Here is a 22,312-nt window from a genome sequence, read left to right on the forward strand (position 1 = left end):
GATGACCACGACCCTCCCGAGTGGCCGGGCCCGGTTCACCGGCACGACCGCGGTGCGTCTCGACGGCGTGCGCAAGACGTTCGGCCCGACCGGCCGCGCGGTGGTCGCGCTCGACGGCGTCGACCTGACGGTCGCGCCCGGCGAGTTCGTCTGCCTGCTGGGCGCGTCCGGCTGCGGCAAGAGCACGCTGCTGAACCTCGTCGCGGGGCTGGACGCGCCGTCGGCCGGGGAGATCACGCTGAACACGTCGCGGCCCGCGGTCATGTTCCAGGAGGCCGCGCTGATGCCGTGGCTGACCGCGTCCCGCAACGTGGAGCTGCCGCTTCGGCTGGCCGGGTTCGGCCGGGCCGAGCGCCGCGAAAAGGCCGCCGAGCTGCTGGAGCTCGTCCGGCTGACCGACGCGGCGAACAAGCGCCCGCACGAGCTGTCCGGCGGCATGCGGCAGCGCGTCGCCCTGGCCCGCGCGCTGGCCGCGACCCTGCGCGTCGGCGGCGACCCGGAGCAGTCGCTGCTGCTGATGGACGAGCCGTTCGCCGCGCTCGACGCCATCACCCGCGACTGCCTCCAGAGCGAGCTGCTGCGCGTCTACCGCAGCACGAACACGTCGGTGCTGTTCGTGACGCACGACGTGCGCGAGGCGGTCCGGCTCGGGCAGCGGGTCGTGCTCCTGTCGTCGCGGCCCGGCCGGGTCGTGCGCGAGTGGGCGGACGTGCCGCTGGCCGACGCCGAGGAGCTGACCGAGGAGATCACGGGCCACCTGCGCGAGGTGATCAGCACCCATGCCGCAGCTTGACCGGGCCGGTGCGGAGGTCGAGGACCTCGAAGCCGTCGGATCCGGCCTCGATGCCCTCGACGCCCCGGTGGGGGAACGCCGGCCGAGCTTCTGGAAGCGCTTCGCGTGGGGCTTCCTGCCGCCCCTGGGTGCGCTCGTGGTCCTGGTCGTCGTCTGGCAGCTCCTCTGGGCGGCGGCGTTCTGGCCGGAGTCCCAGCTGCCGGCCCCGCTGGCGGTGTGGGACGAGTTCTGGAGCATCGTCGTCGACGGCAAGGTCTTCGGCTTCGTCTGGACGTCGGTCCACCGCGCGGCCCTCGGCTTCTTCGCGGGCGTCCTGATCGGCACCCCGCTGGGCCTGGTCGTGGCGAAGGTCCGCGTGGTCCGCGCGGCGATCGGCCCGCTGCTGACGGGCCTGCAGAGCCTCCCGTCGGTAGCCTGGGTCCCGGCGGCGATCCTGTGGTTCGGCATCAACGACGCGGCGATTTACTTCGTGGTGCTGCTCGGCTCGGTCCCGTCCATCGCGAACGGCCTGGTGTCCGGCATCGACCAGATCCCGCCGATCCTGCCGCGGGTGGGCCAGGTGATGGGTGCGAACCGCCTGTCGTCGGCCCGCCACATCCTGCTGCCGGCCGCGTTGCCGGGGTTCCTGGCGGGGTTGAAGCAGGGCTGGGCGTTCTCGTGGCGCTCGTTGATGGCGGCGGAGCTGATCGCGCTGTCCCCGCAGCTGGGGATCGGGCTGGGGGCGTACCTGAACCAGGGATCTTCGTTCAACAGCATGGAGACGGTGATCGCGGCGATCTTCCTGATCCTGCTGGTGGGGATCGGGATCGAACTGCTGGTGTTCCGCCCGCTGGAACGCGCGGTGCTCCGGGCGCGGGGGCTCACGGCGTCGCTGTAGTGACGCAGGTCGCGGAACGCGGCCGTCCGGGTGTTCGTTGTCGTTACCTACGGCGCCGTAAGTTACGGTTCCGTAGGTCACGCCCCCGATCCCCGGAAGGACGCGCGCATGACCGTTCCCCAGAGCACCGCACTCATGTACGAGCTCGAGGGGACGGTCGAGGAGAACCTCAACCGCCACCTCGCCGCCGCGCAGGAATGGATGCCGCACGAGTACGTGCCGTGGAGCGAGGGGCGGAACTTCGCCGACCTGGGCGGGGAGGCGTGGGATCCGGAGCAGTCGCGGGTCACGCCCATCGCCCGGACCGCGCTCGAGGTCAACCTGCTCACCGAGGACAACCTGCCCAGCTACCACCGCGAGATCGAGCGCGCCTTCGGCCGCGACGGCGCCTGGGGCACCTGGGTGCACCGCTGGACGGCCGAGGAGGGCCGGCACGGTATCTGCATCCGGGACTACCTGCTCGTCACGCGCGCGGTCGACCCGGTCGAGCTCGAGCGGATGCGCATGGAGACCATGCAGGCCGGCTACGAGACCGGCGACAAGCCGCTGCTGCGGGTCTGCGCCTACGTCTCGTTCCAGGAGCTCGCGACGCGCCTCTCGCACCGCAACACCGGCCGCTACACGCAGGACCCGCTGGCCGAGAAGCTGCTCGCCCGCGTCTCCACCGACGAGAACCTGCACATGGTCTTCTACCGGAACCTGGTGAAAGCGGCGTTCGAGATCTCGCCGGACGCGATGATGCGGGCGATCACCGACGAGGTCCTCGACTTCGCGATGCCCGGCGCGGTCATCCCGAGCTTCGCCCGCAAGGCGGCGCTGATCGCCAAGGCGGGCATTTACGACCTGCGCATCCACCACGACGACGTCGTCATGCCGCTGCTGCGGTACTGGAAGGTGTTCGACCGGGAGGGGTTCGGCGAGGTCGGCGAAACCGCGCGCGAAGAGCTGGCCACGTTCATCAAGACCCTCGACACGCAGGCCGCCCGCTTCGAGGAGCGCCGCGACGCCGCGGCCGCCCGGGCCGCCGCCCGGGGCCTCCCCGCGTTCTGATCGCCGAAATGCGTGAAGGCCACCTGGCGGAACTTCAAGGTCCGCCAGGTGGCCTTCACGGCCTTGGCCGGGGGTGGGTCAGCGGCCGGTACGCCGGGCGCCCGCGCGGGTGCCCGACGAGAACGCCGCCGCGCCGCCCGAACGGTTGCCCGTCGCCGGGGCGCCCGAGCGGCGGGAGCCGCCGCCGGACGCGGCCGCGGTACCCGAACGCCGGGAGCCGCCCGAAGCCGGAGCGCCGGATCGGCGGGAGCCGCCCGAAGCGGCGCCGCCGGAAGCCGGAGCACCCGATCGCCGGGAGCCGCCCGAAGCAGGGGCGTCCGACCGGCGCGAGCCACCCGAAGCCGTGCCGCCCGAGCGGCGGGAGCCGCCGGAGCGGGGCTGGTCGTCACGCCGCGTCCGGGCCTGCTGGCCCCCGCGGTTCTCCTTCGGGGCCGAGCCCCGGCGGCCGCGGCCGCCACCCGGCGCCGCGCCGGAGGCCGTGACCTTCTTCGGCCGGTCGTCCACCGCGGGCGCCTTCGAGAACGTCCGCTCGCCCGGCGCCAGCTCCGCCAGCAGCGGGTGACCCGGTCCGAGCTGGGTGGTCGTCGGCTTGATGCCCGCCTTGCGGGTGAGGTCGCGCACGTCGCGGACCTGGGCGTCCGTCATCAGCGTCACCACGGTGCCCGACGCGCCGGCCCGTGCCGTGCGGCCCGAGCGGTGCAGGTAGGCCTTGTGCTCGACCGGCGGGTCCGCGTGGATGACCAGCCGGACGTCGTCGACGTGAATGCCGCGGGCCGCGATGTCGGTCGCGACCAGCGTCTTCGCCGTGCCGGAGGAGAACGCCTCGAGGTTGCGCGTCCGCGCGTTCTGGCCCAGGTTGCCGTGCAGCTCGACGGCCGGCACGCCCGAGGCCACGAGCTTGCGCGTCAGCGCCTTCGCGCGGCTCTTGGTCCGCGTGAACACCAGCGTGCGGCCGGGCGCCGCGGTCAGGTCGACCAGCACCGGCAGCCGGTGGGTCTCCTCCAGGTGCAGGACGTGGTGCTCCATCGTCGTCACCGGCGACTGCGCCGAGTCGACGCTGTGCAGCACCGGGTCGTCCATGAAGCGCTTGACCAGCACGTCGACGCCGTTGTCCAGCGTCGCCGAGAACAGCAGCCGCTGGCCGCGCTCGGGCGTCGCGTCCATGATCCGCCGGACCTCGGGCAGGAAGCCCAGGTCGGCCATGTGGTCGGCCTCGTCCAGCACGGTGATCTCGACGGCGTCGAGCTTCACGTGCCCGGAGCGCATGTGGTCGGCGAGCCGGCCGGGGCAGGCGACGACGATGTCGACGCCGTCACGCAGCTTCGTGATCTGCGGGTTCGCGCTGACGCCGCCGAAGATCGTCGTGGCCTTGAGGCCCAGCGGCTTGGCCAGCGGGACGATCGACGCCTCGATCTGCGTCGCGAGCTCGCGGGTCGGCGCCAGGATCAGCGCGCGGGGACGGCCGGGCTTGCGCCGCGTCGGGCCCGCGGCGAGGCGGGTCAGCACGGGCAGCACGAAGCCGTACGTCTTGCCGGAGCCGGTGCGGCCGCGGCCGAGGACGTCCCGGCCGGCGAGGGTGTGCGGCAGGGTCGCCGCCTGGATGGGGAAGGGCTCGGTGACGCCCTGGGAGGCCAGCGCCGCCACCAGCGGGGTGGGCAGGCCGAGTTCGGCGAAAGTACTCATAAGTCGTGCGGGCACGCGTGTGCCCTGGTCTCCGTAACCTGAGAAGGGTTGTCCTGCCCGGCGCAGACCGGTCAACGGCCGCGGCGCGTGGTAGTCGACAACAGCAGCGGGCCGAGGCAGAACTGAGCGGCCCGCATGATCAGTATAGCGGGGAAGGGTGACGTACCCCCAGTGAGATTGCCCGCACTCGCGCGGCCTTGCTAAGTTACCGGTCGGTAATCGAGGAGGACCACCATGCTGCTGAACCCGCGCGAGTACGACCCGGCGCACTTCGACGCCGAGACCCGGCGCCTGCTGCGCGCCACCATCGACTGGTTCGAACAGCGCGGCAAGGCGAAGCTGACCGAGGACTACCACAACCGCACCTTCTACGCGGACTTCCTCGAGTTCGCGGGCAAGGAAGGCCTGTTCTCGACCTTCCTGACGCCGTCCGCGAACGCCGGCGGCAACCCGGACAAGCGCTGGGACACCAGCCGCGTCGCCGCGCTGTCGGAAATCCTCGGGTTCTACGGGCTGAATTATTGGTACCCCTGGCAGGTCACCATCCTCGGCCTCGGCCCGGTGTGGCAGAGCGGCAACGCCGTCGCCCGCGAGCGCGCCGCGGCCGCCCTCGACGCCGGCGGCGTCGGCGCCTTCGGACTGTCCGAAAAGGACCACGGCGCCGACATCTACTCCTCCGACATGGTGCTGACGAAGGACGGCGACGGCTACCGCGCCACCGGCTCGAAGTACTACATCGGCAACGGCAACTGCGCGCGCACGGTGTCGGTGTTCGGCCGCATCGACGGCGTCGAAGGCCCGGACCAGTACGTCTTCTTCTACGCCGACTCCGAGCACCCGGACTACCACGTGGTCAAGAACGTGGTGCCGTCGCAGATGTACGTCGCCGAGTTCCGCCTCGAGAACTACCCGGTGCGCGCCGAAGACATCCTGCACGTCGGCGCCGAGGCGTTCAGCGCCGCGCTGAACACGGTCAACATCGGCAAGTTCAACCTCTGCTTCGGCGGCATCGGCATGGCGACGCACTCGCTGTACGAAGCCATCACGCACGCGCACAACCGCGTCCTCTACGGCAAGCCGGTCACCGACTTCCCGCACGTGCGCCGCGAGTTCGTCGAGGCGTACGCGCGGCTGACCGCGATGAAGCTGTTCTCCGACCGCGCCGTCGACTACTTCCGCAGCGCGACCGCCGACGACCGCCGCTACCTGCTGTTCAACCCGATCACCAAGATGAAGGTGACGACCGAGGCGCAGAAGGTGATCGGCCTGGTCGCCGACGTCGTGGCGGCCAAGGGCTTCGAAGCCGACACCTACCTGGCGATGTCCAAGAACGACATCGACGGCCTCCCGAAGCTCGAAGGCACGGTGGCCGTGAACCTCGCGCTGATCGCGAAGTTCATGCCCGCGTACCTGTTCGCGCCGCAGGAGTACGCGCCGGTCGGCACCCGCACCGACGCCGCGGACGACGAGTTCCTCTTCCGCCAGGGCCCGGCGCGCGGCCTGTCGAAGGTCCGGTTCCACGACTGGAAGACCGCGTACGCCGACGCCGCGCACATCCCGAACGTCGCGCTGTTCACCGAGCAGGCTGGCTACCTGGTCAAGCTGCTCACCGAGGCGGCGCCGGACGAGGCGCAGCAGGCCGACCTCGACTTCGGGCTCGCGCTGACCGAGCTGTTCACGCTGATCGTGTACGGCCAGCTGGTCCTGGAGCAGGCCCGGATCACCGGCCTGTCCGACGAGGTCACCGACCAGATCTTCGCGGTGCTGGTGCAGGACTTCAGCGCCGCGGCGGTGGACCTCAACGGCAAGGCGAGCTCGACCGAAGCCCAGCAGGCGATCGCGCTGGCGGCGCTGCGGAAGCCGGTCGTCGACGCCGCGCGGTTCGAGAACGTCTGGGCGCGGGTGCGGGAGCTCTCCGGGGTCTACGCTATGACCCCGTGATGGCGAGGAAGTACCGGCTGGGCGTGACGCGGAAGGCCGCGAACGTCGTCGTGACGGCGTTGCTGGCGCGCGGGATCCCGGTCACGGGTGGCACGGGGTTCCTGCTGACCACCCGCGGCCGGCGCACCGGCGTGGACCGGACCACTCCGGTCAACGTCCTCGACGTCGGCGGCGAGCGCTGGCTCGTCTCGCCGTACGGGCAGGTCGGCTGGGTGCACAACCTGCGCGCCGACGCCACCGCCCGGCTCCGGCGCGGCCGCACGCGCGAGACGTGGGAGGTCGAGGAGGCCGACGCCGCCACGGCCGGGCCGGTGCTGCGCGCCTACGTCCGCAAGATCCCGGTGACGGCGCCGTTCTTCGACGCGAAGCTCGGCGACCCGGCGGAGACCTTCGCCGCGGAAGCCGATCGACACCCGGTGTTCCGCTTGGCAAGATCAAGAGCGTGAACCGAGAGCGGGCGGCGGAGCTGATCTGGGACGCGTGGCAGACCGGTAAGCGCCTGGACGGGCTGCCGGACGACGCCCGCCCCCGCGACGCCGCCGAGGGCATGGCGGCCCAGACGGCCCTCGCCGAGCTGGCCGGCCCGGTGTCGGGCTGGAAGATCGCGGCGACGACCGTGTACGCCCGGCAGTACCTCGACGTCCCGGGCCCGCTGCCGGGCGCGGTGTTCGAGCGCTTCCACCACACCGAGGGCGAACCGGTCCCGGCCGACACGATGACCATGGGCGTCGCCGAACCCGAGTTCGCGTTCCGCCTGAAGGCCGGCCCGGGCCCGTCGCCGTCGCTGACCGGCGTGCTCGACGCGGTCGACACGATGTTCCTGGCGGTGGAGCTGCCGGACAGCCGCTACACCGACCACCAGCACGCGGGCGGCCCCCAGCTGCTGGCGGACGTGGCCTGCGCGGGCCGCTTCGTCGAGGGAACCGCGGTCCCGGGCTGGCGCGACCTCGACCTCCCACGCAGGCAGGTGGTCCTGCACGCGAACGGCGAGGAGTTTTCGCGCGGCAGCGGAAGCCTGGTACTGGGCGACCCGAGGCTGGCGCTGCACTGGCTGGCGATGGAGCTGCCCCGCCACGGCCTCGCGCTGCGCCCCGGCGACATCGTCACGACGGGAACGGCCACTCCGCCGTGCCCGATCCAGCCGGGCGGCGAAGTGGTGGCGGACTTCGGCGAGCTGGGCAGCGTGGCGGTGCGGTTCACTTCGCCTTGACCGTGACCAGGTCCATCCGGAAGCCGGTCACCCCAGCCAGCGCGCCCACGCAGGTCCGCTCCGCCAAGGTGGTGGGTGCCGACGTGACCCCGCAGTCGGTGAGGATGGTCGGTGACGTGTCCTCGATCTGCGCCAAGCTGACCGTCGGCAGGGTCTGCACCACCGGGCTGAGGAGCGGGACCTGGTCCGCGGCGACGATCACCTTCCCGCCGCCGCACCGGGAGAGCCGCTGCAGCAGCTGAGCGGTGGCGGTGGTTTTCCGCAGGTCGAACGTGAAAGCCCGGTTGTCGGCCCGGACCCGGTCGAGCGTGGCGCACTCCTGGTCGTCGATCCCGTCGGAGATGACGGGCGGTGCGGTGGTGGTCTCCGCATACTCGAGCTCGTAGGCGACGAGTGCCTCGCGGTTGGCGTCGGCCAGCGCGCGGAAGTCCAGATCGGTGGTGGCGATGATCGCCCGGGTGCCGTACGAGCTGAGTTCCGACTTCCCGCCGTCGAGGTCGAGTGCCGTGAGGTGGGGTGAACCACCGAGGGTCAAAGTGAAGTATTCGAACGTCAGCCGGTTCGCGTCGACGCCCCTGAGGTCACCGATGTCCTTCTGCACGAACGTCACGCTGAGGTCGTTCTCGGAGGCTTGGTTCGCCTTGCGCAGCCCGGACAGGATCTCGCTCCACTCCGGTGCCCCGACGCGGTCCAGCTCACCCACGACCTTGAGGTTCTGCCCCGTCCCCGATTTCTCGGTCTTGAATTCGGTGAGGGTGTCGCGATCGGCCGGACCGACCTCGAGATCCGTCCAGTCTTCGGCGGTCAAGGCGGTGAAACAGCCGGAGATGTCGCCGATCACGACCCGTTGCGCGCGGTCGTCGACCTGCCCGATTCCCACGTGCCGGCAGTCGGCCGGCTCCACCGAGACGATCGCCACGACCGCGGAAGCCGCGACGACCACCGCCATCAGCGCGGGCAGGTGGTTCCACCGCCGGGAATCCGTCGGCTCGGGCTCGTGGGGGGCGGCGACCAGCCGCTCCTGCAGCCGTACGTGCCAGAACTGGTACGAGCTGCCCGAGACGCGGAGCAGCCCGCGGTCACGCGCGTCGGCCAGGAACTCCATCAGCTGCCACGGCAGCTCGCCGCGCCCCGCGAGCCGGAGCCGGGCCACGGCGAACCGGGGCCAGGCGCGGATCGTCAGGATGCCGAGTGCGAACAGCGTGCCGAGCAGGACGCTGATGACGATCAGCGACGGCAGGCCGTCCCAGCCCAGCGTCCACGGCACGTGGGTTTCGACCGGGGGACGGTTCAGGCGGACCACCGCCGGCAGGCCCAGGAGCAGTGCGATGCGCTGGCCGAGGTGCCCGCCGAGCGCCGCGGCGATGGTGGCGGCCAGCACGGCCGACGTCGCGACGATCAGCGCCGCCGCCCCGGCGGAAAACAACGCCGATCGGCGTTCCCGGCGGAACAAGCTCGTCGGATCAGGTGGGTCGGTGCGCCGCGGCCGCCGGACCAGCAGGTCAGTCCAGCCGACGGCGGCACCCGACACGAGGGACAGGGCGAGCAGGGCACCGAGCAGCGCGATCGATTCCGCGGTGTCCGCCGCGGTTCTCGTGTTGGTCCAAGTCAGCCAGAGCAGGAAGCCGGGGAGGAGGACCAAGATCGCCCCGGTGAGCGCCGCGAGCCCGGCGCGCTTGAGGTTGTGCTCCGCTTTCCGGTCCCGCCGGGCCGGCGTCCGGCGGCCGCCGGCCAGCCACAGCGAGGCCACCGCGGTCCCGAAGATCGTGCCGGGCAGGGTCGGCGATTTCAGTATTTCCTCGACGAGCCCGTGCGTGGCCTCGAAGTCCACGAAGTTGTCGGCGAGGAGCCCGGTGCCCAGCGTCGCGGCGAACCAGACCGGCAGTCCCACGGCCACGGCGGCCCACGGAGAGAGTGTCCGGGACGCGAGCTGCCACCAGTTCAAATCGCGCTCGCCGTGCTTGTGCAGGTAGTTCGCCAGGTAGCTGAGCCATTGCCAGGCTTCGTCGGCCGACCAGCGATGCCGTCGTGAACCGGTCGCGTCCTCGGCGTACGCCGTCTTGATCATCGTGTCGATCAGGTGGTCCTCCACCGCGTGCCGGGTGTCGAACCGGGTCTGGTCGAACAACTCCGCCGGGTCGCGGCCGGCGTACGCCGCCTTGAACAGGGACAGCATCAGCGGAGTGCCGAGCGCCGTCACGAACGGGCTGTGCTTCGCCTGTTCGACGTGGTTCACCGCCGCCTGCCAGGCCGGGTCCTGGTCCAGCTGGTCCTTGATGTCCGCGCGGCTGACCGGCCGGATCTCGACGACCGGTGCCCGCAGCAGTTTCGGGGCGCCGCCGGTGATTTCGTCGGTGTACTCGGCCGATCGGCAGGTCAGGATCAGCGGCTGGTGGTCGCCCTGCAGCAGGGTGTTGATCTTCCCGATCGCGCTGCGCCGCAGGTGCTCGGGGAGCTCGTCGAGGCCGTCGAGGACCGGGAGGAGCCGCGGGCGGGCCAGCAGGGCGCGGGGCGTCTCCTCCTGGCCGCCGTAGTGGGTCGCCGCCAGCTCGTGGACCAGCCAGGAATCCAGCGACTCCGTGACCGGGTCCCACGACGACAGCGAGAGGAACACGGGCACCGGCTTGCCGGGGGACCAGGCGCGCAGCAGGCCGGTGGTCAGCGTGATACCGAGGAACGTCTTGCCCGAGCCGGGTTCGCCGAGCACGATGAGCCGTCTGCTGGCGATCTCTTCGAAGGCGTCCGCGAGTTTCTTCGCGGCTTCGTCCGGGTTGTCGTCCAGCCGGCCGCTCAGCTTCAGCCGCACCTCGCCGACGGGGGTGGCACTGCCGAGCACCGACGCGGGGTCCGCGGTCAGCCCGGTCGCTTCCGCCCAGGTCAAGGGGATGGTCCGGGCGTCGCCGAACCGTTCTCGCCGGTGCCGGATCTCGCGGTCCCACTGTTCGAGCAGCCGGTCGACGAGGTCGGTGGCCGCCGCGTCGATCTGCAGCGGTGGTTCGGGGCGGCGCAGGACGAGCGCGAGCGTGACGAACGTCGTGACGAGGCTGAGCAGGACCCCGGCGATGCTGCTGTACGCGTCGTTGTTCTCCAGCGAGTTCGTCAGGAGCACGAAGGCCACGACGCCGGTGACGGCGACAGCGGCGGCGACGGTCAGCCGGAAGAGCACGCGGCGCCGTCGTGGCGATACCGGCATGGGGCGGCCTGCCTCGGGGTCGGGAACGTGACGTCCTCCTGAGTCGCCGCGCGGCGGTTCCGTGCAACACCCTGGCTAAGGTGATCAGGTGAAAACACTCCGTCCCGGCTTCCTGGTCCTCGCCGTGCTCGTCGGGGCGCTCGACGCCGGGTTCTGGTGGTTCGCGCGCGGGCAGCACCAGACGAGCGCGCGGATCGGGTTCCTCGTCGCCTTCGTGCTCCTGCTGGCGCTGCTCGCGCTGGCCGCCGGGCTGGTGCGCTGGGAGGTCGCGGCGCCGCTCGGGGCCGCGTCGACGTCGGGCCTGCTGTTCGTGGGCGCGGCGGCGATCTTCAGCGTCGGCTTCGGGTTCCTGCTGCTGGCCGTCGTGGAGGCGGCGCTCGTCCGGCGGCTGGTGCTGGCCGACTCGCCGGCCGGGTGGCGCAACGGAACCGGGGTGATCAGCTCGGCGGCGGCCGTCGTGCCGGTGGCGTTGTTCGCGATCGGGCTCTTCGCGCTCCGCTGAGCCGTTTCGGTCGGTACCCCGGCCACGGCTGAAACGCCGTGAGGGCCACCTCGAGGAACTCAAGGTGGCCCTCACGAACTATCGCGTTACTTGCCGAACCCGGCCCGGCGAAGCGCGTCCGCCATCGAGCCGCTGCCGCCGCCGGAGTTCCCGCCCCGGCCGCCGCCACCGCCGCGCTGGCCGCCGCCCGAGCCGGAACCGCCGCGGCGCTGGCCGCCACCGCCGCCGCCCTGGCCGCGGTCGCGCTGGCCGCCGCCACCGCCGCCGCGGTTGCCCGACGGGGCACCCGGCTCGTCGTCCAGGCGCAGCGTCAGCGAGATCCGCTTGCGCGGCACGTCGACGTCCAGCACCTTCACCTTCACGATGTCCCCGGGCTTCACGACCTCGCGGGGGTCCTTCACGAAGTTCTTCGACAGCGCCGAAACGTGCGCCAGGCCGTCCTGGTGCACGCCGACGTCGATGAACGCGCCGAACGCGGCCACGTTCGTCACCACGCCCTCCAGCCGCATCCCGGGCTTGAGGTCGCCGATCTTGTCCACGCCCTCCGCGAACGTCGCCGTCTTGAACGCCGGGCGGGGGTCGCGGCCCGGCTTGTCGAGCTCGGCCAGGATGTCCGTCACCGTCGGGAGGCCGAACGTGTCGTCCACGAACTCGGCCGGCTTCAAGGCGGACAGCGTCCGCGTGTTGCCGATCAGCGCCCGCAGGTCCGTGCCCGTCTTCGACAGGATCCGCCGGACCACCGGGTAGGCCTCCGGGTGCACCGACGACGAGTCGAGCGGGTCGTCGCCGTCCGGGATCCGCAGGAAGCCCGCGCACTGCTCGAACGCCTTCGGGCCGAGCCGCGCGACCTCCTTGAGCGCCATCCGCGAGCGGAACGGGCCGTTCGTGTCGCGGTGCGAAACGATGTTCTCCGCCAGTCCCGTCGTGATGCCCGAAACGCGGGTCAGCAGCGGCGCCGAAGCCGTGTTCACGTCCACGCCGACCGCGTTCACGCAGTCCTCGACCACCGCGTCGAGCGAGCGCGACAGCGAAACCTCGGACAGGTCGTGCTGGTACTGCCCGACGCCGATCGACTTCGGGTCGATCTTCACCAGCTCGGCCAGCGGGTCCTGGAGCCGCCGGGCGATCGAGACCGCGCCGCGCAGCGAGACGTCCATGTTCGGCAGTTCCTGCGAAGCGAACGCCGACGCCGAGTACACCGACGCGCCCGCCTCGGAGACCACGGCCTTCGTCAGCTTCAGCTCGGGGTGCTTCTTGATCAGTTCCTGGGCCAGCTTGTCGGTCTCGCGCGACGCCGTGCCGTTGCCGATCGAGATCAGGTCCACCTTGTGCCGCGCGGCCAGCGCCGCCAGCTCGGCGATCGACTGGTCCCACTTGTTCGCCGGCTGGTGCGGGTAGATGACGTGGGTGTCGACGACCTTCCCGGTCGCGTCCACGACGGCCACCTTGACGCCGGTGCGGAAGCCCGGGTCGAGGCCCATCGTGGCGCGGGTGCCGGCCGGCGCGGCGAGCAGCAGGTCGCGCAGGTTGGCCGCGAACACGCGGACGGCGTCGTCCTCGGCCGCCTGGCGCAGCCGCATCCGCAGGTCGATGCCCAGGTGCAGGAGGATCTTGGTGCGCCACGCCCAGCGCACGGTGTCGCCGAGCCACTTGTCGCCCGGGCGGCCCTGCTGCGCGATGCCGAACTTCGCGGCGATGCGGTGCTCGTAGTCGGTCGGGCCGACCTGCGGCTCGTCCGAAGGCTCCTCGGGCGCCATCGTGAGGTCGAGGACCTCCTCCTTCTCGCCGCGCAGCATCGCGAGGATCCGGTGCGAGGGGAGCTTGGTGTACGGCTCGGAGAAGTCGAAGTAGTCGGAGAACTTCGCCCCTTCCTCCTCCTTGCCCGAGCGGACCTTGGCGACCAGGTGGCCTTGGCCCCACATCTTCTCGCGCAGGTCGCCGATGAGGTCGGCGTCCTCGGCGAAGCGCTCGACGAGGATCGCGCGGGCGCCGTCGAGGGCCGCCTGCGCGTCCGCCACGCCCTTGTCCGCGTCGACGAAGACCGCGGCCGCGGCGTGCGGGTCGGTCGTCGGGTCGTTCAGCAGGCCGTCGGCCAGCGGCTCGAGACCCGCTTCGCGCGCGATCATGGCCTTCGTGCGGCGCTTCGGCTTGTACGGGAGGTAGATGTCCTCCAGCCGCGACTTCGTGTCCGCGGCGAGGATCGAGGCTTCGAGAGCCTCGTCCAGCTTGCCCTGGCTCCGGATCGACTCGAGCACGGCGAGCCGGCGCTCGTCGAGTTCCCGCAGGTAGCGCAGCCGCTCTTCGAGCGTGCGCAGCTGCGCGTCGTCGAGCATGCCGGTGACTTCCTTGCGGTAGCGCGCGATGAAAGGCACGGTCGACCCGCCGTCGAGCAGCTCGACGGCGGCCTTGACCTGTCCTTCGCGCACGCCCAGTTCTTCGGCGATCTTCTGCTCGACCGACACGCTCACTCCAACACGCTCCCGCTTCGCCTGGCTCCGATCGTCACATTCTGCCGTTTCCACCGCCCCGACTTTCGGATGGGGCTCCTTGACAATCAGATTGGTCTAGTCCATTTTGTGGTGACCTGCCTCACCACAGCGGAGGTCTTCCGTGGTCCCCAAGGTTCGCATCGCTCTGCTCTCGTTACTTTCCGTGGTCACACTGAGTCTCGGTGTGACGTTCGTGCTCGCCGGCAGCGCTTCGGCGGCGAACATCCTGGCCAACCCCGGCTTCGAAGCCGGCACTTCGGGCTGGACCTGCACCACCGCGCCGACCGCGGTGAGCACCCCGGTGCACAGCGGGAGCCGCGCACTCAGCGCGTCGCCGTCGTCGTCGGACAACGCGCAGTGCTCGCAGACGCTCACCGTCTCGGCGAACACGGCCTACAAGCTGTCGGCGTGGGTCCAGGGCAGCTACGTCTACCTCGGTGTCTCCGGTTCCGCGACGACCAGCACGTGGACGCCGGGCACCAGCGGCTACCAGCAGCTGTCGCTGAACTTCACGACCGGCTCGAGCACGTCGCTGACGGTGTACCTGCACGGCTGGTACGGCCAGCCGACCTACTACGCCGACGACGTCAGCCTCGACGGCCCGGGCACCCCGCCGCCGACGACCCCGACGACGCCGACCACCCCCACGACGCCGACGACCCCGCCCACCACGACCACCCCGCCGACGACGACCACGCCGCCGCCGACCCAGGGTGACTTGCCGAAGCACGTCCTCACCGGCTACTGGCAGAACTTCTACAACGGCGCGAAGGCGCTGAAGCTGGCGGACGTCCCGACGAAGTACAACATCATCGCCGTGTCGTTCGCGGACGCCACCGGCTCGCCGGGCGCGGTCAGCTTCACGCTCGACTCCGGTCTGTCTTCGCAGCTCGGCGGCTACACGGACGCGCAGTTCAAGGCCGACGTCAAGACGGTCCAGGCGCGCGGCCAGAAGGTCATCATCAGCGTCGGCGGCCAGAACGGCACGATCAGCGTCGGCGACTCGACCTCGGCGAACAACTTCGCGAACAGCGTCAAGTCGCTGATCGCGAACTACGGCTTCGACGGCGTCGACATCGACCTCGAGAACGGCATCAACGCCACCTACATGGGCCAGGCGCTGCGCAGCATCTACAACGGCGGCGGCAAGGTCATCACGATGGCGCCGCAGACGATCGACATGCAGTCCACCCAGGGCGGCTACTTCCAGCTGGCGCTGGGCATCAAGGACATCCTGACGGTCGTCAACATGCAGTACTACAACTCCGGCACCATGCTCGGCTGCAACGGCAGCGTCTACGCGCAGGGCACGGTCGACTTCCTGACCGCGCTGGCCTGCATCCAGCTGCAGGGCGGCCTGCGCGCCGACCAGGTCGGGCTCGGGCTGCCGGCGTCGTCGCAGGCGGCGGGCGGTGGCTACCAGGCACCGGCCAACACGGTCTCGGCGCTGAACTGCCTGGCCAAGGGCACGTCGTGCGGCTCGTTCAAGCCGTCGGCGACCTACCCGGCGATCCGCGGCGCGATGACGTGGTCGATCAACTGGGACGCGTCGAACGGCTACGCGTTCGCCAACACGGTCTCGGCCGGGCTCGCGGGCCTGCCGTAACCGTTCTCGCCATGAAGGGGCCCTTCCGGACCAGGTCCGGAAGGGCCCCTTCATGACACCCCCAGCCGGGCGCGCGCCGTCCCCCACGGCACCCGCGCCTGCGCCGCCTACACTGCCGGACGAGGTGTGTGCGAACGTTGCGGAAACGTGGAATCCGCAGGTCGGGGAGGGAGTGCGGTGATCAGGTACAGCGTGCTCGGCACCCTCGAAGCCGAGTCCGGCGGCGCTCTCCTCGACGTCGGTCACGCGCGGCGGCGGTACGTGCTCGCGGCGCTGCTGGCCGAGCCGAACCGGCCGGTGCCGCTCGACCGGCTCGTCACGCGTGTCTGGGGCGCGCACCCGCCGCACCGGGCGGCCGCGACGGTCCGCAGCTACCTTTCGCGGCTGCGCGCCGCCGGGTGCGAGATCGACCGCACCGCGCACGGCTACGTGCTGCGCGTCGACCTGGACGCGCTCGACCTGCACCGGTTCCGCGAGAAGGTGGCGCTCGCGCGGGAGGCGGCCGCCGACGGCACCGCGGCCGCGCTGTTCGACGACGCGCTGGCGCTGTGGCGGGGAGAACCGTTCGCCGGGCTGGAGTCGCCGTGGCTGACCGAGGTCCGGGAGGGCCTGGCGGCCGAGCGGCACGCGGCCCGGCTGGACCGCAACGACGTGTCGCTGCGGCTCGGGCGGCATGCGGTGCTGCTGGCGAAGCTCCCGCGCGTCGCCGCGGACCACCCGTTCGACGAGCGGCTCGCCGGCCAGCTGATCCTCGCCTACTACCGCAGCGGGCGGCAGGCGGACGCGCTGGCGCACTTCGAGCGCGTCCGGCGGCGGCTGGCGGATTCGCTCGGCGCCGACCCGGGCCCGGCGCTGCGGGAGCTGCACCGCCGGATCCTGGCCGGCGACCCGGAGCTGGACGCGCCGCTCGCGCGCGCCGGCGCCCGGACCGGGTCCCTGATCGAGCTGGCCGCCATCCGCGCGGTCGCGACGCTGCTGATCGTGGCGCGCGAAGGCGACTTCGAAGCCGCGGCGTGGCGGGTCCGCAGCACGGCCGACGCGCTGGAGAAGGAGATCGGCGAGCTGGAAGCCGAGATCGGCGGCGCGCTGGTGGTGCCCGGCGAAGGCGGTGTCCGGCTGACGGAACTGGGGGAGCGGCTGCGCACCGGCGCCCGCGCGGGCGTGGCCGAGCTGGCGACGATCTTCACCGAGACGCGGCTGGCCGAACGCCGCATCGGCGGCCGGCTGCGCGTCGGCTACGTGGCGAGCCTCGGCGGCGACCTGGTGACGCGCGTGACGACGGAGTTCGAGCGCCGCCACCCGGCGTGCCGGGTCACCCTCACCCCGACCCGGATCGGCCAGCGCTGGAACGAAACGGACCTGCTCGCCGAGGGCGACCTCGACCTGGTGCTGCACTGGTCCCCGGGCGGCGACACGCGCTCGTTCGCGCAGCCGAACCTGCGCACGGGCCCGGCGCTGCTGACCCTGCCCCGCGGCCTCCTGCTGCGCGACGACCACCCGCTCGCCTCGCGCGCGACGGTCAGCCTGGAGGACCTCGCGGACCACCGCCTGCTCGACCCGGGCAAGGCGCTCCACCCGGTGGCGCGCGACCTGTGGGCCCCGCCGGTCACGCCGTCGGGCCGCCCGATCCCCCGCACCGAGGAGGACGTCCCCCAGCTGATCGGCCGCACCCGCATCGGCGCCGAGGACATGCTTTCCCTGGTGGCGCGCGGCATTGGCCTGCACATCTCGGTGGTGTCGCTGCTGGAGCGCTACCCGTTCCCGGGACTGCGGGTGATCCCGGTGGTCGACATCCCGCCGATGCTCGCGGTCCCGGTGTGGCGCGCGTCGGAGGAGAACGAAGCGATCCGCGCGTACGTCTCGGTGGCCGCGGAGCTGACGGCGGGTTAGCCGTTCTGCCGGCGGACCAGCTCTTCGACCGCGCTCGGCAGGGTGGTTTCGAAGTCGATCAGCTTCGCCCAGGACGGCGTGACCTTGATCCGCACCATGCCGTCGGAGTAGAGCTCACGGACCTCGGCCTCCCAGGCGGCGGCCTGCTCGGCCGGCATCCCGGCGGCCTGCCGCAGGAATTCGGCCGGGAGGTCGTCGAGCGCCTCCTGGGTGCTGCTCCCGCGGATCAGCAGGATCTTGGGTGGCTGCGCCTCGGTGTCGATCGTCAAGGCCACGGCGGGGTTCTTCTGCAGCGATCGGACCTTCGCCGCGTTCTTCGCCGTGCAGAGAACGAATTCCGCACCATTCCAGGTGAACCCGATCGGAATCACCCGCGGCGCACCGTCTTCGGCGACGTAACCGAGCCGCGCGATGGTCCGGGCGAGGAGTTCCTGGCTGTCGGGGCGGTTCAGGACGTCGATGACCTCGTTGGGCAGCACGAAGGCGAGCTTAGCGAGAATCGGCGGGCGGGTTCTGGAGAATTGATCGCGGGTGGCTCGATGTGCCAAGCTTTCCGATCGTGACTTCTTCGGACGCGGAGCAGGACGACGAGCTGGCCCCGGCGTTGCGGGAGATCGCCGTTCGTGCGCATGCTGCCGGACTGAAAGTGGGGATCCTGCGGTGGAACGATCTCCCGACGGTGGCGATCGTCGGCGAGACGGAGCTTTGTGTCGGATTTCCGGCCGGCCGCACCCAGCGGGAAGTGCACATATCGCGGCGCGACGCGCCGGACTGGGCTTCGACCGACTTCGCGCACTGGGTTTTCCTCGGCGACTACGACGCCTTCCTCGACCGGTCGTCCGGCACTGTGGTCGCTGCCCTCGACCACAGTGCCGACGGATTCGGTCTCTTCCGGAAGGAGATTCCGGGGTTGGCACCCATCCCGGAGGGCGACCCGGACCTGACTCCGCCGGAGGCCGAGGAGCGCTCTGGGACCGCCGTCCGTGAACCGGCCAGGCTGTGTGTCGAACACCCGTCGGTGGAAGGGCTGTCGATCACGATCCAGCGGCCACCACCGAGGGCTCTGCGAGTGGCTTGCCGTGCGTATCCCAATTCGTGGGGCGTCACGATCACCGGTGTCCCCACGGAGCGGCACGACCAGGCACTACGCCTGCTCGAGGAGATCTCCACCTCGTTCTTCATCGACCTCGACATGAGCTACGGCGCCGCGTTCCGCCTGAAGAAGAACGTCGGCGTGGAGTGGGCCTCCGAGCCGGGCGACAAGGAGATTCCCTCGACCAAGCTGCCGCGGTTCCCCGTGCTCACGCACAATGACGACGCCGCGTCCTTGTACCTCTACGCGCGCGCGTTGGTGTCGGCACCGTTGCTGGCGTATCTCGCGTACTACCAGGTGCTCGAGTTCTTCATGCCCAAGTACGCGCGAGCGGCCGCGGTGCAGAAACTCCGCGACGTGCTCAAGGACCCCCGCTTCGACCACGACGACGACATCACGCTCGGGCGGGTCATCGAGATGGTCACCGACACCGACCGCACCGCGGGCACCGAGCGTGAGCAGCTGAAGGCGACCGTGACGCGCTGCCTGGACGCCGGCGCGCTCGCCCGGTACCTCGAATCCCACCCGCGCGGAGCCGCGGCGATGGCCGACAAGAAGCGGATCGCCGGCATCCGGCTGCTCAACCCCAAGGACACCAGCGCGTCGCTCGTCGAGCAGATCTCCGAACGGATCTACGACCTCCGCTGCCGGATCGTCCACGGCAAGGAAGGCGGCAACGGCCGAGGCGAGCCGTTGCGTCCCTTCGGACGCGAGTCGAAACTGCTCACCTACGACCTGGCCCTCATCCGGTTCGTGGCCCAGCGGGTCCTGATCACCTCGAGCGGTCCGGCCACGTGGGGCCGCTGATCACCGCGGCACCACCGGCAACCGCAGGGCTCCCGGCGCGTCCGACGGCACCACCGGGTTCTTCGGGGCCACCGCCGCCACCCGCCGGTACTCCTCGCCCAGTTCCGGCCGCGGGTCCGCCTCGCCGCGGTTGGGCCAGAACGCCATCGCCCGCTCCGCCTGGGCCGTGATCGTCAGCGACGGGTTCACGCCCAGGTTCGCCGTGATCGCCGAGCCGTCCACCACGTGCAGGCCCGGGTACCCGTACAGCCGCTGATAGGGGTCCACCACACCTGTCGAAGGCGAGTCGCCGATCGTGCAGCCGCCGATGAAGTGGCCCGTGATCGGGATGTTCACCATGTCCGTCCACGCGCCCTGAGGGAGGCCGCCGATCTTCTCCGCCACCCGGCGCGTCACCTCGTGGCCCGCCGGGATCCACTCCGGCGACGGCGAGCCCGCGCCCTGGCGGGTCGTCATCCGGCGGCCGAACAGCCCGCGTTTCGTGTACGTCGTCACGGAGTTGTCGAGCGTCTGCATCACCAGCAGCCCGATCATCCGCTCCGACCAGTGCCGCGGGTTGTGGATCCGCAGGAGGTCACGGCGTTGCCGCCACAGCTCACGCAGCCCCAGCACCCAGCGGCGGCGGCCCGGCTCGCCGTCCACCAGCGCCGTCGCCATCAGGCCCATCACGTTGCTGCCGCGGCCGTAGCGCACCGGCTCCACGTGCGTCACCTCGTCCGGGTGGATCGACGACGTGATCGCGACGCCCCGCGTGTAGTCCGTGTCCTCGCGCAGCGACCGCGCCGCCAGCACGGCCTCGGAGTTCGTCCGCGCCAGCAGGCCGAGCCGCGGCGACACGTCCGGCAGGGTTCCGTTGTCCCGCAGGCGGTGCAGCAGCCGTTGCGTGCCCAGCGCGGCGGCGGAGAACACCACCTGCGTCGCGGTGAACGTCCGGCGCGACCGGCGGCCGGTGCGGACGGTGTCCACCGCGTACCCGCCGGCGATCGGCCGCACCGACACCGCCGTCGTCAGCGGGTGCACCACCGCGCCCGCCTGTTCGGCCAGGTACAGGTAGTTCTTCACGGTCGTGTTCTTCGCGCCGACCCGGCAGCCGGTCATGCACTCGCCGCACAGCGTGCACGACTGCCGCGCCGGGCCCGCGCCGCCGAAGAACGGGTCCACCCCGGACTGTCCGAAGTAGACGCCGACCGGCGTGCGGCGGTAGGTGTGCCCGATGCCCATGTCGCCTGCCACCTCGCGCAGGACCCGGTCCGCGGCCGTCGTCGCCGGGTTCTCGACCACGCCGAGCATCCGCTTCGCCTGGTCGTAGTACGGCGCCAGCTCGGCCTTCCAGTCCGTGATGTGCGCCCACTGCGGGTCTTCGTAGAACTTCTCCGGGGGCTCGTACAGCGTGTTCGCGTACACCAGCGAACCGCCGCCGACGCCGGAGCCGCTCATCACGAAGGTGTTCTTCAACAGCGTCAGCCGCTGGATCCCGAAACAGCCCAGCGCGGGAGCCCACAGGTACTTCCGCAGCCGCCACGACGTCTTGGCGAACTCGTCGTCGGCGAACCGGCGGCCGGTCTCCAGCACGCCGACGTGGTAGCCCTTCTCGGTCAGCCGCAACGCCGTCACGCTGCCGCCGAAGCCCGAGCCGATCACGAGGACGTCGTAGTCCATCACGCCACCACCCGGTAGTCCGCGGGATCGAGCCGCCGGGTCCGGCGGTCGTACTCGGTGACCAGGCCCGGCCAGTTGGTCGTGACGCGGCCGTCGGCCTGGCGGTACCAGCTCGTGCAGGCGCTCCACACGCTGTGGCCCAGGCGGTTCTGCACTTCGTCGTCGTAGCGCTGCTCGACGTCGGGGCGCACGTCCAAATAGGACACGCCGGGCCGGGTGAGCTGCTCCACCGCCTGCCGGATGTAGCGGGCCTGGCGCTCGATCATGTAGATGATCGACCCGGCGCCGAGGTTGGTGTTGGGGCCGTAGACGCAGAAGAGGTTCGGGAAGCCGGGCACGGCCATGCCGAGGTACGCCCGCGCGCCGCCGGACCACTCGTCCCGCAGCGACCGCCCGCCGAGGCCGCGCACCTCCATCCGGCCGAGGAACTCCGTCGCGGCGAACCCGGTGCCGTAGACCAGGACGTCCGCTTCGAGCTCGGTCCCGTCCTCGACCCGCACGCCCTTCTCGGTGATCTCGGTGATCCGCCGCGTCTCGACGTCGACGTCCGGCTGGGCCAGCGCGGGCAGGTAGTCGTTGGTGAAGAGGATCCGCTTGCAGCCCAGGGGATAGGCCGGCGTCAGCTTCGCGCGCAGCTCCCGGTCCTTGATGTGGCGGCGGCGCAGCTGCGCGGTCCGCAGCTCGAACATCTTCGCCAGCACGGGGTGCTTCGTCATCGCGTAGGTCGCGTACTCGGCGAGCAGGAAGATCCGCAGCCGGCCGAGCAGCTGCGTGGGCGGCAGGTGCTCGAACAGCCAGTGCTGCCACCGCCGGTAGCTCGGGTCGGACTTCGCCATGACGTACGGCGGCGTGCGCTGGAAGACGGTGACGTGCTGGGCGCGCTTGCGCAGCTCGGGCACGAACTGCACGGCGCTGGCCCCGGTCCCGATCACGGCGACGCGCTTGCCGGCCAGCTCGACGCCGTGGTCCCACCGCGCGGAGTGGAAGGCGTCGCCGGCGAAGGTCTCGCGGCCCGGGATGTCCGGCAGCACCGGCCGCGACAGCTGCCCGACGGCGGGGACGAAGACGGTCGCCTCGTACGTCTCGCCGTCCTTCGTCTCGACGCGCCAGACGCCGCGCCCTTCGTCGAAGGCGGCCCCGGTGACCTCGGTCCGGTACCGGATGTGCGGCTCGAGCCCGTACTTCGCGATGACGCCGCGCAGGTAGGCGAGGATGTCCGGCTGGTGCGAGAACCGCTTCGGCCACCGCGGGTTGGGCTCGAAGGAGAAGGAGTACAGCGGCGACGGGATGTCGCAGGCGGCGCCGGGGTAGGTGTTGTCGCGCCAGACCCCGCCGGCCTCGGCGGCGCTCTCCAGGATCGTGAAGTCGGTGAACCCGGCGCGCTTCAGTTCGATCGCCGTCCCGATGCCGCCGAACCCGGTGCCCACGATCAGCACCGACGGCCCCTTCGCCGAACTACTCATGCACGAAAAGCTACGCACCGAGGGGCTGTGACAACAGGCCACGATCGGTCACTCGA

Annotated in this window: 16 protein-coding genes; 10 read left to right on the forward strand and 6 right to left on the reverse strand. The window is 71.2% G+C overall.

Features of this window, described 5'->3' with window-relative positions:
- Position 1: 1 nt before the first annotated feature.
- The 3 genes from AB5J73_RS20235 (at position 2) to AB5J73_RS20245 (ending at position 2,720) form a co-directional block, all read left to right on the forward strand.
- Complete coding sequence (locus AB5J73_RS20235) at positions 2-793, forward strand: ABC transporter ATP-binding protein (protein ID WP_370971238.1); 792 nt, start codon at positions 2-4, stop codon at positions 791-793.
- Entirely contained in the window at positions 780-1,670 is an 891-nt protein-coding gene (locus AB5J73_RS20240) for an ABC transporter permease (RefSeq protein ID WP_370971239.1), read from the forward strand. The genes AB5J73_RS20235 and AB5J73_RS20240 overlap by 14 nt, the downstream gene beginning before the upstream one ends.
- A 108-nt stretch (positions 1,671-1,778) precedes the next feature.
- Positions 1,779-2,720, forward strand: a complete 942-nt coding sequence (locus AB5J73_RS20245) for an acyl-ACP desaturase (RefSeq protein ID WP_370971240.1) — start codon at positions 1,779-1,781, stop codon at positions 2,718-2,720.
- A gap of 78 nt (positions 2,721-2,798) precedes the next feature.
- Here AB5J73_RS20245 and AB5J73_RS20250 read toward each other — a convergent pair whose 3' ends face one another.
- Positions 2,799-4,403 (reverse strand): DEAD/DEAH box helicase, encoded by a 1,605-nt coding sequence (locus tag AB5J73_RS20250; protein ID WP_370971241.1) that lies wholly within the window; start codon positions 4,401-4,403, stop codon positions 2,799-2,801.
- Positions 4,404-4,637: 234 nt separating this feature from the next.
- On the opposite strand from AB5J73_RS20250, the gene AB5J73_RS20255 reads away from it, so the two are divergent.
- Genes AB5J73_RS20255 through AB5J73_RS20265 form a run of 3 tightly spaced genes read left to right on the forward strand, consistent with a single transcriptional unit; the run spans position 4,638 to position 7,554 of the window.
- On the forward strand, positions 4,638-6,344 hold the full coding sequence (locus tag AB5J73_RS20255; RefSeq protein ID WP_370971242.1) for an acyl-CoA dehydrogenase: 1,707 nt from the start codon (positions 4,638-4,640) through the stop codon (positions 6,342-6,344).
- Positions 6,344-6,790 (forward strand): nitroreductase family deazaflavin-dependent oxidoreductase, encoded by a 447-nt coding sequence (locus tag AB5J73_RS20260; RefSeq protein ID WP_370973249.1) that lies wholly within the window; start codon positions 6,344-6,346, stop codon positions 6,788-6,790. Before AB5J73_RS20255 ends, AB5J73_RS20260 begins: the two co-directional genes overlap by 1 nt.
- Positions 6,787-7,554, forward strand: a complete 768-nt coding sequence (locus tag AB5J73_RS20265; RefSeq protein ID WP_370971243.1) for a 2-keto-4-pentenoate hydratase — start codon at positions 6,787-6,789, stop codon at positions 7,552-7,554. Before AB5J73_RS20260 ends, AB5J73_RS20265 begins: the two co-directional genes overlap by 4 nt.
- Here AB5J73_RS20265 and AB5J73_RS20270 read toward each other — a convergent pair.
- Complete coding sequence (locus AB5J73_RS20270) at positions 7,541-10,747, reverse strand: NACHT domain-containing protein (RefSeq protein WP_370971244.1); 3,207 nt, start codon at positions 10,745-10,747, stop codon at positions 7,541-7,543. The two genes, AB5J73_RS20265 and AB5J73_RS20270, sit on opposite strands and share 14 nt — an antisense overlap.
- Positions 10,748-10,835: 88 nt before the next feature.
- Here AB5J73_RS20270 and AB5J73_RS20275 point away from each other — a divergent pair, with 88 nt between their 5' ends.
- Complete coding sequence (locus AB5J73_RS20275; RefSeq protein ID WP_370971245.1) at positions 10,836-11,249, forward strand: hypothetical protein; 414 nt, start codon at positions 10,836-10,838, stop codon at positions 11,247-11,249.
- Between the two features lie 86 nt (positions 11,250-11,335).
- Here AB5J73_RS20275 and AB5J73_RS20280 read toward each other — a convergent pair whose 3' ends face one another.
- Entirely contained in the window at positions 11,336-13,717 is a 2,382-nt protein-coding gene (locus AB5J73_RS20280) for a Tex family protein (RefSeq protein ID WP_370971246.1), read from the reverse strand.
- Positions 13,718-13,859: 142 nt separating this feature from the next.
- Between AB5J73_RS20280 and AB5J73_RS20285 the strand changes: the two genes are divergently transcribed.
- Both AB5J73_RS20285 and AB5J73_RS20290 read left to right on the forward strand, forming a co-directional pair.
- Positions 13,860-15,344, forward strand: coding sequence for a chitinase (locus tag AB5J73_RS20285; protein ID WP_370971247.1), 1,485 nt, complete (start codon positions 13,860-13,862; stop codon positions 15,342-15,344).
- A 177-nt stretch (positions 15,345-15,521) separates the two neighbouring features.
- Complete coding sequence (locus tag AB5J73_RS20290) at positions 15,522-17,234, forward strand: BTAD domain-containing putative transcriptional regulator (RefSeq protein WP_370971248.1); 1,713 nt, start codon at positions 15,522-15,524, stop codon at positions 17,232-17,234.
- Here the strand turns inward: AB5J73_RS20290 and AB5J73_RS20295 are convergent.
- A complete protein-coding gene (locus tag AB5J73_RS20295) occupies positions 17,231-17,713 on the reverse strand; it encodes a pyridoxamine 5'-phosphate oxidase family protein (RefSeq protein ID WP_370971249.1) in 483 nt (160 codons plus the stop codon). The two genes, AB5J73_RS20290 and AB5J73_RS20295, sit on opposite strands and share 4 nt — an antisense overlap.
- Positions 17,714-17,793: 80 nt before the next feature.
- Here AB5J73_RS20295 and AB5J73_RS20300 point away from each other — a divergent pair, with 80 nt between their 5' ends.
- Positions 17,794-19,134: a hypothetical protein gene (locus tag AB5J73_RS20300; RefSeq protein WP_370971250.1), complete on the forward strand. Its 1,341-nt coding sequence runs from the start codon at positions 17,794-17,796 to the stop codon at positions 19,132-19,134.
- Here AB5J73_RS20300 and AB5J73_RS20305 read toward each other — a convergent pair whose 3' ends face one another.
- A complete protein-coding gene (locus AB5J73_RS20305; RefSeq protein ID WP_370971251.1) occupies positions 19,135-20,793 on the reverse strand; it encodes a GMC oxidoreductase in 1,659 nt (552 codons plus the stop codon).
- Positions 20,793-22,256: a flavin-containing monooxygenase gene (locus tag AB5J73_RS20310; RefSeq protein ID WP_370971252.1), complete on the reverse strand. Its 1,464-nt coding sequence runs from the start codon at positions 22,254-22,256 to the stop codon at positions 20,793-20,795. Before AB5J73_RS20310 ends, AB5J73_RS20305 begins: the two co-directional genes overlap by 1 nt.
- Between the last annotated feature and the right edge of the window lie 56 nt (positions 22,257-22,312).

Origin of the sequence: Amycolatopsis sp. cg9 (assembly GCF_041346945.1) — a bacterium.
Lineage (GTDB): Bacteria > Actinomycetota > Actinomycetes > Mycobacteriales > Pseudonocardiaceae > Amycolatopsis.